The 13,184-nt window shown below is 53.4% G+C and carries 14 protein-coding genes; 9 read left to right on the top strand and 5 right to left on the bottom strand.

The window, feature by feature from the left end; genetic code table 11:
* Positions 1-67 precede the first annotated feature (67 nt).
* Genes P40081_RS31680 through P40081_RS31670 form a run of 3 tightly spaced genes read left to right on the top strand, consistent with a single transcriptional unit; the run spans position 68 to position 1,644 of the window.
* Positions 68-406 (top strand): STAS domain-containing protein, encoded by a 339-nt coding sequence (locus tag P40081_RS31680; protein ID WP_039309255.1) that lies wholly within the window; start codon positions 68-70, stop codon positions 404-406.
* 18 nt (positions 407-424) lie between these two features.
* Positions 425-877, top strand: a complete 453-nt coding sequence (gene rsbW, locus P40081_RS31675; protein ID WP_042140008.1) for an anti-sigma B factor RsbW — start codon at positions 425-427, stop codon at positions 875-877.
* Positions 874-1,644, top strand: coding sequence for a sigma-70 family RNA polymerase sigma factor (locus P40081_RS31670; RefSeq protein WP_039309251.1), 771 nt, complete (start codon positions 874-876; stop codon positions 1,642-1,644). The genes rsbW and P40081_RS31670 overlap by 4 nt, the downstream gene beginning before the upstream one ends.
* A gap of 168 nt (positions 1,645-1,812) precedes the next feature.
* Here P40081_RS31670 and P40081_RS31665 read toward each other — a convergent pair whose 3' ends face one another.
* Positions 1,813-2,145 carry a DUF5665 domain-containing protein gene (locus tag P40081_RS31665; RefSeq protein WP_042140007.1) on the bottom strand — a complete coding sequence of 111 codons (333 nt, stop codon included), beginning with the start codon at positions 2,143-2,145 and terminating at the stop codon, positions 1,813-1,815.
* A gap of 178 nt (positions 2,146-2,323) precedes the next feature.
* Complete coding sequence (locus tag P40081_RS40210) at positions 2,324-2,860, bottom strand: YtxH domain-containing protein (protein ID WP_081970286.1); 537 nt, start codon at positions 2,858-2,860, stop codon at positions 2,324-2,326.
* Positions 2,861-3,219: 359 nt separating this feature from the next.
* Between P40081_RS40210 and P40081_RS31655 the strand changes: the two genes are divergently transcribed.
* Positions 3,220-3,939, top strand: a complete 720-nt coding sequence (locus tag P40081_RS31655; RefSeq protein ID WP_042140006.1) for a pirin family protein — start codon at positions 3,220-3,222, stop codon at positions 3,937-3,939.
* Between the two features lie 118 nt (positions 3,940-4,057).
* Here P40081_RS31655 and P40081_RS31650 read toward each other — a convergent pair whose 3' ends face one another.
* Complete coding sequence (locus tag P40081_RS31650) at positions 4,058-4,282, bottom strand: DUF1128 domain-containing protein (protein ID WP_039309247.1); 225 nt, start codon at positions 4,280-4,282, stop codon at positions 4,058-4,060.
* A gap of 146 nt (positions 4,283-4,428) precedes the next feature.
* On the opposite strand from P40081_RS31650, the gene yyaC reads away from it, so the two are divergent.
* Both yyaC and P40081_RS31640 read left to right on the top strand, forming a co-directional pair.
* The gene (gene yyaC, locus P40081_RS31645; protein WP_052422112.1) at positions 4,429-4,956 is read left to right on the top strand and encodes a spore protease YyaC; all 528 of its coding nucleotides are present in this window, start codon (positions 4,429-4,431) and stop codon (positions 4,954-4,956) included.
* Between the two features lie 88 nt (positions 4,957-5,044).
* Complete coding sequence (locus P40081_RS31640) at positions 5,045-5,830, top strand: alpha/beta fold hydrolase (RefSeq protein WP_042140005.1); 786 nt, start codon at positions 5,045-5,047, stop codon at positions 5,828-5,830.
* Between the two features lie 76 nt (positions 5,831-5,906).
* On the opposite strand, the gene P40081_RS31635 is transcribed toward P40081_RS31640, so the two are convergent.
* Both P40081_RS31635 and P40081_RS31630 read right to left on the bottom strand, forming a co-directional pair.
* Entirely contained in the window at positions 5,907-7,214 is a 1,308-nt protein-coding gene (locus tag P40081_RS31635) for an MFS transporter (protein WP_052422111.1), read from the bottom strand.
* The gene (locus P40081_RS31630; RefSeq protein ID WP_052422110.1) at positions 7,215-7,781 is read right to left on the bottom strand and encodes a winged helix-turn-helix domain-containing protein; all 567 of its coding nucleotides are present in this window, start codon (positions 7,779-7,781) and stop codon (positions 7,215-7,217) included.
* Between the two features lie 206 nt (positions 7,782-7,987).
* On the opposite strand from P40081_RS31630, the gene P40081_RS31625 reads away from it, so the two are divergent.
* The 3 genes from P40081_RS31625 (at position 7,988) to P40081_RS36845 (ending at position 13,162) form a co-directional block, all read left to right on the top strand.
* Positions 7,988-8,650 carry a DUF6483 family protein gene (locus P40081_RS31625; protein WP_042140004.1) on the top strand — a complete coding sequence of 221 codons (663 nt, stop codon included), beginning with the start codon at positions 7,988-7,990 and terminating at the stop codon, positions 8,648-8,650.
* Between the two features lie 45 nt (positions 8,651-8,695).
* Positions 8,696-9,889 (top strand): class I SAM-dependent methyltransferase, encoded by a 1,194-nt coding sequence (locus P40081_RS31620; RefSeq protein ID WP_042140003.1) that lies wholly within the window; start codon positions 8,696-8,698, stop codon positions 9,887-9,889.
* A gap of 678 nt (positions 9,890-10,567) precedes the next feature.
* Positions 10,568-13,162, top strand: coding sequence for an O-antigen ligase family protein (locus P40081_RS36845; RefSeq protein ID WP_052422109.1), 2,595 nt, complete (start codon positions 10,568-10,570; stop codon positions 13,160-13,162).
* The last annotated feature ends 22 nt before the right edge of the window (positions 13,163-13,184 follow it).

The following is a 13,184-nucleotide window of genomic DNA, read 5'->3' as shown; positions in this document are numbered from 1 at the left end:
AATTGTTGTTTCAACAGTGTTCCATTAGGGTTATTGGTAAAGAAAACATTTATCAGGAGAGTTGTCTATGAATACACATAAAAGCGAAAAGTTCCACGCAAAAACCGAAACAGAAGGCACAGTATGCACCGTTTATCTGATTGGAGAGCTCGATTTGTCTGTGGCTCCTGATTTCCGTCTGGTCATGGAACCCCTAGTGGGAGATACGGGACTTGATCTCGTGATTAATCTTAAGGATTTGAGATACATTGACAGCACAGGAATCGGGATTTTGTTGTCGATTCTCAAAGCAAGACACGGAATGGAAGTTAAATTTGCCGTTGAGGAAGTTCCTCCACAAATACAGAAATTGTTTGATATGACCGGCATTTCCAAGTTTTTTGCCCCCCAAGAGAATTCCCACTAGGAAAGGATCGAACTAAGGATGAGTGATGACGTGCAAAGAGTAGTTCTTCAGTTACCCGCCAGTGCAGAATATGTCGATATCGTCAGACTTAATTTATATGGCATTGCCTCTAAGATGGGTTTCACTTATGAAGATATTGAGGATATGAAGGTAGCAGTCTCGGAAGCCTGTAACAACTCCGTGCTTTATGCTTACGGGCAGGAAGACGGTTTGGTTGATGTAATCTTTGAAGTAGGATCAAGTGCTTTGTCCATTACTGTCAAAGATGAGGGGGAGAGCTTTGACGGTTTGGATTCGTCCGATGAACGTATGACGCTGCATGACAAGGAGCTGAATGATGTTCAGGTGGGCGGACTGGGATTTTATTTAATGCAGGCGCTTATGGATGACGTTAGCGTCGTTAGCGAAGCAGGGAAAGGGACAGTCGTTACCCTGACTAAGCGGCTTAATTACAGCGAGGAGAAAGTATGAACGACAAAGTGACTCCCCCAGAGTCCATGAATGAAGCAGTAAGCCTGATCTGGGAATACCAGCAGACGAAAGACAATGAAATAGCTACAGTGCTCATCCGTAAGTACGAGCCCATGGTGAAGATGGCAGCCGGCAAAATTGCCCGTAACCGTCCGGATCTTTATGAAGATCTGTATCAAGTGGGACAAATGGCGCTGATCCGGCTGTTGCAGCAGTATGATATTAGCCTGGGGATACCTTTTGAGCCCTATGCTATGAAAAGCATGATCGGACATATGAAGAATTTCCTGCGTGATAAATCCTGGTACATACAGGTTCCAAGACGGATCAAAGAAAAAGGAGCACTTGTACAGCAGGCCATTGATGAACTTACCATTCGATTGGAACGTTCCCCTGCAGTGGAAGAAATTGCCCATTATCTGGATCTTACCGTGGAAGAAACTGTAGAAGTACTGGCCGGCAGGGAATGTTATCATTATGTCTCCCTGGATTCACCGCTCTCACAGGAAGAGACGGGTGCTACACTCGGCGAATTGATCAGCTCTGACGCCAATGACTATGAGACTGTGGAGAAGCGCATGGATCTCCAGCAGGCTCTGGGACAGCTGAAGGAGCAGGAACAGCAGGTGCTGCTGCTGGCCTTCCAGGATGGCCAGTCACAGCGTGCCATCGCCCAGAAGCTTGGGGTATCGCAGATGAGTGTTTCCCGCATACAGAAGCGTGCTACCGAGAAGCTGAAGCAGATTATGGCTAACTCCTCTTATTAAGCTTAAGAAGTATGCCTTTATATTGAATAGCAGGACAAGCCCTTCCCCGCCGGGATAGGGCTTGTTTTGCTGTAGGCAGGAATAATCTCCCGTAGTTCCACGAGCAACACCCCTCCTGCAGTCTATTCTGGCGGAGTAGGCTGCAGGAGGGGTGAGCGGGAAATTCACTTAGCTGTTGGCATCAATATACTTTTTGATTTCTCCAAGATATTCCCCGATAACCGGCACATCAAGAAACAAACTAAGAATATAGCCCAATAAACCGAGGATCACGAACGTACCAAGGGAAAGCCCCAGGCCTCTGGATACGCCGGCCATCAGATTGGTAATGATCCGCTTCTTGGGGTCCGTATAATTCTCCAGAATATCCTTGAATTCTGATTTTTCGAGTGAATCTGCGATTTTGTCGAGCCGTGCATTCAAGCGTTTGACCTCATGCCGCAGCTCGAAGGGATGCTCATCAACTTCATAAGCTTTAGTTCTGGTGTCCGCTTCTCCCATAAGGCGTACCTGCTTTCTATAGCCTGGAACAGGCTTTATTGAGAATATGAGGGTATAATCCATTTCGGCTTAGTGTGGGCCTATAAGCCTAAAAAAGGCATGCATAAATAGAGAGCAGCCAGCTACGGCGAGCTGGCTGCTCTCTTGTACTGCCTAAAAAGGCCGTATATCGCCGTTTTTAATAATTGGACTTGTAAGAGGATTTAACTTCCTCTTTAGCATCCTTAGCTTCATCAGCTATGTCTTTGGAAGCATCTTTAGCCTTGTCGGCTACCTCTTTAGAGGAGTCTTTAGCTTCATCCGTGACATCCTTGGAAGCGTCTTTAACGTCACCAGCCACATCCTTGGAGGCTTCGCTTACAGTTTCACCAATCTTCTTGCCTGTTTCCGACAATGTAGCAGCAATTTGTTGTTTGCTGTCGCTGACCGTTGTGAAGATGTCGGAGGCTTTAGCAGATACTGTACCTGCCAGATCGGTTGCTTTTTCGCTGACTGTAGTTGCCAGCGTTTTGGTCTTGTCTGTTACGGCTCCTGCAACCTCTTTGGTTTTGTCAGTGGCAATCGAGAGCTTGTCCGACAAATCACTGCGCATTTCACGACCGGGTTTCGGTGCGAACAACAGTGCCGCCGCAGCCCCAAGCAGACCGCCTATGAAAATTCCCTTGAAAAATGTGCCGCCGCTTTCTACTGGATATTCCGTTTCTGCCTTGTTCATCACCAATCACTCCTCATTAGATTATTATGATTTGAACTCCGGCTGCTATGCTGCCTGCCGTCATTCAAATTCAGGATAGCCTGAAGTATCTTACTTCGTATATAAACGTAGGGGTATATACTGAAACAGTTGGTGAGCATGGGAAAGATTGCCGGAGTATAGGGGAGCATCCCGGCAATAAAGGGTCTTTTCTATATATAAACGGCCACATTTACGGCTTTACAAACGGTTGATTGATGAAGAAAGGAAGGGGGTAAGAGATACTAAATCACAGCGCCTATATACATCTCATATAAGGAGCATTTATCCCCTGTTTAAGATATGGTGAAGGTTCCAACATCTATGGAGGTGCAAAGTTTATGATTAAAGTAGTCACATCAGCAGAGCGTCATACTTCGAATAGAGAATGGATACACAGTGAATTCAGCTTTTCTTTTGCCGATTACGATGACCCCAGCAATGCCCACTTTGGCGCACTGCTGGCCCATAACGACAATGAATTGAAGCCGGAGCAAGGCATGCATGAGCATCCGCATCATGATCTGGAGATTATTACTTATGTAGTTTCCGGAGTCCTGAAGCATCAGGATGATCTTGGTAATCATGCGGATCTGCAGGCCGGAAGTGTACAGATGATGAGCGCGGGTACAGGCATCAATCATTCGGAGACGAATCCGTCCCTAAGCTCGAATGTCCGTTTCTTGCAAATCTGGCTGCTGCCGGACCGTCCGGGAATGACGCCGAGGTGGGACGCAAGATTCTTTCCGGACGAGCTTAAGCTGAACAACCTGCTTCCGGTGGCTTCCGGATCAGCGGACAAGGGAGCGCTTAAGCTGGGCGAGGATGTTACGGTCTATTTGTCCCTTCTGCAGACGAACCGGGAGCTGCATTACCCGCAGCAAGAGGAGCGGCGCACTCATATTTATCTGATTTCCGGGAATCTGGAGATTAGCTGCTCAGACGGCGTGTTTCAGCTTCAGCAGGGAGATGCGGCGCGTATCCGCAAGAGCTGTGATCTGACGATTAAAGGGACAAGCAATGGCGGAGATGCAGAGTTCATCCTGATTGATCTGCCGTAAATGCCGGGTGCAGACCTGCCTATACTCGAGCATCAACGCACAAAAGCCCTTCAGCTTCCCTGTCCATTCCTGCGGATGGGTCGGAGAGAAGGGCTTTTATCATGCCAATTTAACCGGTTTATTTCTTGCGCAAGCGTCCAAGCTCAGAGACAAGTGCCTCCACCTGTGAGATGCTGAGCCTGTCGCTGCCCATGGCAACCTCATAAATATCCTGAATATCCTCATAATGCTCCACCGAAAAAGCCGAGGCCTGCATAGCCGCAGCGCTGGCCATTTTCAGCTTGTTTTTGATACCCTCGATCATATACTCAACATTTTCCTGGCTTGGTTTCGATAAATCCATGGGGTATAACAGTCCTCCCTAAGTGATAGTTCAAGTATTTTATCATGTTTGGACAGTGAAAGACCATTTTTTTGTCTGGATCACAGAAAACATGTTAAATTAGAGGGAATAATTCGCAGGCAATGGAATGAGGGGGAGAGAAGTCTTTGGCAATCAGAGAAGAAGAGAGCAGGAAACGCCGCAAAATGGATGCTGACGGGCTGGCTTCTTTCTTCCGGGAGATCGCCGCCTTGCATCCGGCAGAGCAGCTGACCTTTCTGTGCATCGGAACGGACCGCTCCACTGGTGATGCTCTGGGGCCGCTGACAGGCAGCCGTCTGCTGGAATATGGTTTCCCCCATGTTACCGGTACGCTGCCGGCACCATGCGATGCGGATAATCTGATCCGGCGGATAGCAGAGATTCCGGAAGGGCAGATTATTATCGCTGTGGATGCCTGCCTGGGGCCGCCCGCTGCGCTCGGGTATTACTTCGCGGCTGCGGAGCCGCTTCGTCCGGCACAGTCTGTCGGGTTATTGCTGCCCGCAGTCGGAAACTACAGTCTGGCAGCGATTGTCGATGTGAACAGTCCCCGGCCTTACCGTACGCTGCAGACCACGCCGCTGCACCGGGTGATCGTTATGGCCGACCAGATTGCCCGTGCTGCCGCCCAGGGTTTCGGGCTCCCGGGCTGAGAGCGTTTCAAAGGTACCTGATCTAGCTTAATAATAAAGACAAGCCGCGGTCTTCAACCGGATACTACATAGAAAGAAGGAAGCAGCCATGGAAAATGTTCGATGCGAAGGAAACAACATTTGTTACAGTGATCAAGGTAAAGGTGATGTCATTGTTCTGCTGCATGGATTCTGCGGGAGCTCGGAATACTTTGAGAAGGTTATTCCTGGCCTAATCGCCAATTACCGGGTCATTGCCCCTGATTTGCGCGGACACGGATCTTCAGATGCTCCGCTCGGAGCCTACACGATCGAACAGATGGCCGATGATGTTCTTTCACTGCTGAATGCCCTGGAGATTCCTGAGTGTTATTTGCTTGGACATTCCCTGGGAGGCTACATTACGTTGTCGTTTGCCCAGCGCCATGCCTCCAGGCTGAAGGGCTTCGGACTGATTCATTCCTCCGGTTATCCGGATAGTGAGGAAGCCAAGGAGAACCGGCTGAAGAGCGTCAGCATGATCCAGAATGAAGGGATCTTTGCTTTTGTAGATCAGCTGGTGCCCGGACTCTTTGCTTCCGGAGCAGCTCCGCAGCTGCTGGAACGTGCCAAGGAGATCGGCTATAAGACCCCGCCGCAAGGCGCGGTAGGCGCGGCCATGGCTATGCGTGAGCGCCCGGACCGGCGTGATGTGATCTCGGCAACAGCGCTGCCGGTGCTGCTGGTAGCCGGAGCGGAGGATTCGAAGGTGACTCCAGAACGGACCTTCACCTCGGATAATCCGAATATTACCAAGGTGACGATAGCAGGAGTGGGCCACATGAGCATGTTTGAAGCTCCGGAGCATTTGTCGCAGATTATCAAGGATTTTGTACACACGCCTGTGCAGAAGTAATTCATTTAGCACACAAAGAGGCAGCACCCGCCGGATGGCGGAGTGCTGCTTCTTTGTGTTGGCCGCGCTGCGGCTTTTATTGAAATTTACGGATAGCCGGAACGCAGAGCACGAGAGCGACACAGGTAAGTCCCAGACTGGAGAAAATAATTATGGTCGGAACCCCGCCAATCAGGTCGGCCAGCCAGCCGACAAAGATATAGCCGACCGGCAGCAGGGCGAAGGAGCCGAATAAATCGAGACTGGCTACCCGTCCGAAGGCTTCCTTCGGAACCAGCTCCTGCAGGCTGATCTCCCAGATCAGTCCGAATATCATCAGCCCGAAGCCTTCAAGTGCAAAGAAAGCGATGGCTGCAGCCGGAGTACCCGCAAACGGCATCAGCAGCAGAGCCACACCACCCAGCATAGCACCGCCGTAAGCCATAATGCCGCGGTTCTTCCATTTCGGCCGCAGTCCGAACAGCAAGCCTGCGATAATTGCGCCTACACCGGAGAAAGTAACGGCAAGCCCGTAGACATAAGGAGGCCAGCCGTGATGGACCTTGAAGAGCCAGGGAAGAAGGACACTGCTGATCCCCGCGTAGCAGATGTTGATGAAGCAGAAGGCCAGAATCGTAATCCACAGCCAGGGGTGGCTGCGCAGAACGGAGATTCCCTCGATGAAATCCTCTTTCCAGTTAGGAGTATCCGGGGCTTCAGTATCCGGAAGAACGGAGGCCGCGGAATCTGCGGCGGGTCCGGGCTGTAATTTGACGATCAGCACTCTGCGCAGGTAGACAAGGCAGATTAGGGAGATCAGATAAGTGAAGGCATCCAGGCCGAAGCCGACACCTGCGGACAGGTGAGTGATCAGCAGGCCGCCCAGTGCGGGGCCGATCAGGCGTACGGACTGGGTAGTGATTTGGGTCAGTGAATTCGCAGCCACGCGGATGTCCGGAGTGAATACTGTGGCCCGGACTGCAGCATAAGCAGGCTGGAATAGACCATCGAGAAGGCCGTAGAAGGCTACCAGGATATAGAGCAGCGGAATACTGAGTATTCCGGTCAGGGCCAAGACTGCCGTTATCATCATCACGGCAAAGCGGGCAATATCGGCCAGCATCATAATCCGCACACGGTCGTAACGGTCCACGATATGTCCGGATACCGGAAGCATGATCACATTCGGCAGCATGTAAGCGGCCATAACCAGACCCATCGTGGTGGTTGATCCGGTCAGTGAATAGACGAGGACGGGCAGAATGACCATCGTCACCGAGCTGCCGAGGAATGAAATTAAATGTCCCAGCCACAGATAGGGAAAAGCGCGTGAGCGGACAAAAGGAGCAGCGAAACCCTGCAGCGGATTGCGCCTTTCCTGTCCGGCAGGAGCGGCGGTATTCATCTACTCCTGTACCTCCGCATCTGTATCCGTCTCCGGAGCAGGCTCAGCAGACTGCAGACGGCCCATCACGATTTCAACACCATACTCGTCACCGGCAGTCACTTTAGATTCCCAGGCGGTGATCAGCTCCAGCATCTCCTGATGGAATTTCGCAAGCTCCGGAGGAGAGAGGGTGAGTCTGGTAATGAAATGCTCCACCTGGTCTTCTTGGCGGAAGTGGAAGCTGCTAAGCTGTTCCGAGCGGAACATCGTCCCTTTGGAGCGGTAGAATTTCTGGATGATGCCTCCTGCTGCTTCGGTGCGGACAAGCTCCAGGAGCCCGCCCTCATAGAGCTTGATGATGTGGTAGTGGATGTTCCCCGGTGTCTTGTTCAGCTTCCCGGCAACCTGCTTGGACGTGAGGGGTTCCCCCGACAGTGTATGCATGATCTTAATCCGCAAGGCGCTTTCCAGCAGCTTATCCTGTTCCGGGGTGACCTTCAAAGGCTGTACGTTATCTTCCAGTTGAGACTTGCTTGAAGCAGCTGCTTCCGGCTGGCTTTGCCCCGGGTCAGCGGGTTGTGACATCACGTTTCCTCCTATAAATCGATCTGTGTAACAGTGTGATCTGGATTCCAGATTGGTTATTTGTATTGTATTTGAGGCTGTTACTTTATGTCAAGAGCAATCAGTAGCATTGTAACAAGTGTTGGCTGAAGGACAGGGGTTATGCCAGGTGGCGCAGGCGGGTGGAATGGTTTAAGATGATTTCAAAGGCGAAAGGGTGAGCAAACATGTTCCGGAGAGATTATATCGTGCGCATGATCGAGGATATGACGGCAATGGTTGCCAAGGTAATGACCTTGAAGCAGGATAAAAAAACAACAGAAGCCCTGTGGGAAGTGGACGAGCTGCTGATGCGGCATTTCCGCATAAATTCCCGTCTGCTCAATTCGCTGTCCGTAGAGGACATTATTGATATGTTTCGTCTCGGCGGTGTGCTGGAGTCCGATAAGCTGCAAGGGGTAGCCCGGCTGCTGAAGGAGGAAGGCGGTATTTACGCGGCAAAAGGGGATCAGGATCAAGCCCTGTTCAGGGCGATGCGGTCCTTGCATCTGTTTTTGTATGCGGATCTGCATGGTGCGGACCGTGAGCTGCTGAACATGACGGGCGATATCAAGGAGTTATTGGAGGAAGTAGAGCCTTACCGCCTCCCGGCCAAAACAGAGCGGCTGCTGATGGCCTACCAGGAATCCATGGGACATTACGCCAAAGCGGAGAACAGCCTGTACCGGTTATGGGAGCAAGGGGAGGATGTTGCGGCGGAGGGCAGGGAGCTGTACGGACGGCTGCTGCTGTTGAGTCCGGAGCGGTTAGCCCAGGGGGGGCTTCCTCTGGAGGAAGTGCAGCAGGGCGGAGAAGAATGGAGCAAGCTTACGGTTAATGCTATAATATAACGATATTCAGGAGACAACGTGCTCCATTTATAAATTGAAAGTGAGATGTACCCATTGGAATCTTTGAAAGCATTGATCGACCAAGTGATTACCGGCCGTACGCTGATTACGGCTACGCTAAGCCAGCTGCGCAGTAAGGGTGGGGTCACCTACAGCAAAGTGCAGATCAAACCTGTTGAATTAAAGGGCAAGCTGCACTATCAGTTCGCCTACTATATCGGCCCTAAGGTCGAACACCGCAATATTCCGGCAGAGGATGCCGCTGAAGAAATGCTGACTTTGCTGAGAGAGACCTTCCGCCAAGGCCTGCTCTGTACCGCCAGTGCCGACTACCAGGTGCTGATCAGCAAAAAATACAAGGTGTCCATTCTGACCAAGTCTGCCAGCAAACAGGAGGCACCGGACCTGGCACATAACCGCCGGAAGCAGTATGTCCTGGACGAAGGAGAACCTGTGCCGTTTCTCGTAGAGCTGGGCATTATGAACAGCGAAGGCAAAGTGCTGGCTAAGAAATATGATAAGTTCCGCCAGATTAACCGGTTCCTGGAGATGGTCCAGGATGTGCTCGGTGATCTTCCGGCAGGCCGTCCGCTGACGATTGTGGATTTCGGCTGCGGCAAATCCTATCTGACCTTTGCACTGTACCACTATCTGGCCGTCCGTGAGCAGCGGGAGCTGAATATAGTCGGTCTTGATCTGAAGGCGGATGTCATTGCGCACTGCGGTGCCCTCGCTGCCAAGCTGGGCTACGACCGTCTGCAGTTCCTTGTCGGTGATATCGCTGACTATAATGAACTGGACCAGGTGGACATGGTTGTTACCCTGCATGCCTGTGATACAGCTACAGATGCAGCTCTGGAGAAGGCGGTACGCTGGGGCGCATCGGTCATCCTCTCGGTGCCTTGCTGCCAGCATGAGCTGTTCGCCCAGGTGCAGAGCGATGTGCTGAGTCCGCTGCTGTCACACGGAATCCTGAAGGAACGCTTCTCGGCACTGGCCACGGATGCAATCCGGGCCAAGCTGCTCGATCTGATGGGTTACCGCAGCCAGCTGCTGGAATTCATCGACATGGAGCATACGCCGAAGAACATTCTAATCCGTGCCGTGCGGAGCGACAGCGGCGACAACGCCGCCAAATGGCGCGAGTACACCGCGTTCCGCGATTTTCTCGGCGCCAAGCCTTATCTGGAGCGCGTCTGCTCTGATCTGCTGCCCGGGGGAAATGCGGAGCTTAATTAATCAACTTAATAGTTCAGAGTATGACAGAACGGCTGCTTCCTATGGGGGGCGGCTGTTTTTGTGCAAATATAATTTATTTCTCGCTGAAAGGGTGCCGTCCTTTAATAGGACCGCAAAGTCGGTTCCACTTGGGATTGCTATTGGAAGCTTCGGCCGCTATTGCGGTGCTGCTGTGGTGTTAATGGAGTGCAGCTGTGGTGCAGCTGTAGACGCTGATGGAGTGCTGATGTAGTGCTAACTGTGGTACTGTGGTGCTGTGGTGCTGCTGTAGCGCATCTGTAGTGAATTCGTATTGTTAGTGCTATTTTAGTGCTGTTTTCGTACTTTTGTAGGGCCATCTGTGATGCCCTGAATTAAATTCTTGCATCAAATACAACAATTCTTTCATTATGCCGCCTCTAATCGGGAATTGTTGTACAAAATGCAGCATTTCCCCTCCCCCAAGCCGATTTATGAAACTATTCTTGTATTTTGTACAACAATCCATCCAAACACCCGGGTATTTCTGAAGCAAAGTTGTAATACATACAACATTTCGAATAATCCCGCTTGACTACCAGCTCTTAAGCGTTTATTTCCCCAATCTTAGACTTAAGTGTGGTTCATATAGCGACTTTCTTTTGCATTGCTATAGATATGGGAAGACTGTAAGCAACAATAAGAATAGGGGATTTAGAAATGCGGATAAATCGGTTTCAGCAGTACGGAGGAATGGCGGTCACTCTGGCTTGCAGTTTGGCGGTGATAGCAGCGGGCGGAGCGGCCTGTGTGCTGCGAGGATTCTTTTTTGCCAAGGAAATGTATCTCTTCCTGACCCTATGGTTTGTGTTGTGCGGAGTTCTAACCCTAGGAGGACTTGTCCTGTATGCCGCCTCCGGCTGGGAAAAGCGGCTAAAGCCGCAGGGGGGGCCGGCGGGGAAGACGGAGACCGTGCGGGCGCTACCTGGAGGGGGCGTGAAGGAAGATATAGCTGAAGCTGAGAGGTTAGCCGGAAGTGGGCGGTTGGTGACAGATAATGCCGGGAAGATTGCTGTAACGCAGGCAGCAGATGAGGCAGTGTCCGGGAGTGGCCGTATGTTGGAGGGCAGTATGAGTAGAGTTACGGGGTTGAGGGCGATTGTATGGTTGTTGCCGGGCTGCTGCATTGTCATCTGTATTCTTTACGCTATTCATGCATTCCGTGGCCCGCTATCCTCGCAAGGAACATTGGATGAATTGCTGCGCTGGGGATTCTACGCCAGCTTTGCTGTATTTGCTGTACTTGTGGCGGGAACCCGCCGGGGAGGAACTCTTCTTGCAGCGGTCTGGCATCTGCTGGGTCTCGTGATCAGCCTGTCTGCCTTATTGGCGGTGTGCGGTGGCCTGCCGGTTCCTTACGCGGTAGCCTACAGCCAGTCACCTGAGGTCAGTGCGACCGGTGCCCGGCTGGCCGGACTGCTCCAGTATCCGAATGCCTTTGGCGCGGTGATGGCCGTGTTTCTGCTGGAACGGCTATTTGCTGCTGCTTATGGCTTCAGGCTGACAGGTCCTTCGGGAACCGTGAGTGGAGAAGACTGCGCAGAGGGAGAGGTTGAAGCATCCCGTGGAGCGGTAAACCGGGCGGAGCAGGAGAACATAGCCAGCGGTGGAGCGAAGGATGGAACGGTAAGCAGAGCGGAGCAGGAGAACATAGCCAGCGGTGGAGCGAAGGATGGAACGGTAAGCAGAGCGGAGCAGGAGAACATAGCCAGTGGTGAAGCGGAGGGTGGAGCGAAGGGTGGAGCGGTAAGCAGAGCGGACCGTGCACGGGGCTGGTCCGCAGAGCTGTGGCAGACAGCGGCGCGCCTGCTGCCGCTGTTCCCGTACGCCGCCGCGCTGCTGCTCAGCGAGTCGCGCGGCGCATGGCTGGCTGCGGCCTCCGCCGGCGCCGCAGCCCTGCTCTGGAAGCGGCAGCTGTCCGCGCCGCTTCTAATCACCGGCGCCGCGCCTGTGGCCGCCGCGGCGCTCCTGTACCGCCAGCTGGCCCGTACCGGGCTGGCGGCAGAGCCCTTGCCCGGCCTGCTGCTGCTGGCCGGGCTCTGGGCCGGCGCGCTGCTAGCCGGCCTATGGCTGCACCGCCGCAGCTGCCGCGCGGCGGGCTGGCACCGCGCCGCCATGCTGGTGCTGGCGGCGGGGGCCTGGACGGCGGCAGCCAGCGCCGTCCTGCTGCAGGTACGCGCGCGGATCACGGGGCCGTCCCCGACGGCCGCCGCGCGCGGGCTCTTCTACCGCGATGCCTGGAAGCTCGCGGCAGAGGCGCCCTGGCTGGGGCGCGGGGGCGAGACCTGGCGGCATTCGTACCTCGCCGCCCAGTCCCGCCCCTATGTAGGCAGCCAGGTGCACAGCGGTTATCTCGACATCCTGCTCAATCTGGGGACAGCCGGTCTGGCTGCTGTCCTCCTGCTGCTGCTGGCCGCAGGCTGGCTCGTATTCAAGGCGTCACCAAGGCTGCTTCCGCCTCTGCTTGTCATCATCCTGCATAGCGCAGTTGATTTTGACTGGAGCTACGGATTGATATGGCTGCTGCTCCTGCTGCTGCCTGCATGGGCTCTTGCAGAAACTATAGCTCGGCCAGTTGCGGAGGATACCGCCATCCTTACACGGCTGCGGCGATCATGGCCGTATGCAGCAATCGCCGTTCTCTGCGCCTTGACCTTCATGCTAAGCATTCTTTCATATCAGGCGATGAGAGGGGCTGCCTTGTATAAGCAGGCTGCCCGCACAAGCGCTGATCCTGCTGCACAAACTGCGCTGTTGCGGCAATCGCTGGCGTGGAATCCAAGAGAGCCGCATACGGCGGCCGCATTATCACGGCTGCTTCCAGAGGATCAGGGAATGGACCTGCTGCTGGGCAGTTTGCAATTCTCCCCCGGAGATGCGGCTCTGCACTGGGAACTTGCAGAGCGTTATCTGCAAGGCCGCGATCCGGGAGAGGCCTTGTACTGGGTGCGCCGCAGCCTGAAGGCGGACATATTTAACGCCGCCAAAAGACTGGCGGCGATTGAAGGGATGCTTAAAATGGCCGAACGCGGATGGGCGGAAGGGAACAGGCAGAGGGCAGCAGACAGCGCAGCTGCCGGACTGGAACTGCTGCGGCAATACAGCCTGCTTGCCGGCAGGGAGTATAGCGCAGGCCGGCGTCATAATGACCGCGGCTTCGGGATCAATGAACAAGCCGAAGGGGTTTACCTTCGGCTGAGAGCTTTGCAGGCACTGGCTACGCTTGAGGAGCGGGAGAAGATTGTGGCCCGCTGAACAATGAAGCTCTAAGCAGGCA

It is taken from the genome of Paenibacillus sp. FSL P4-0081 (assembly GCF_000758565.1).
GTDB lineage: Bacteria > Bacillota > Bacilli > Paenibacillales > Paenibacillaceae > Paenibacillus_AQ > Paenibacillus_AQ phytohabitans.
Note: the sequence above shows the minus strand (reverse complement) of the source record. Positions and strands in the feature narration are given on the sequence as shown.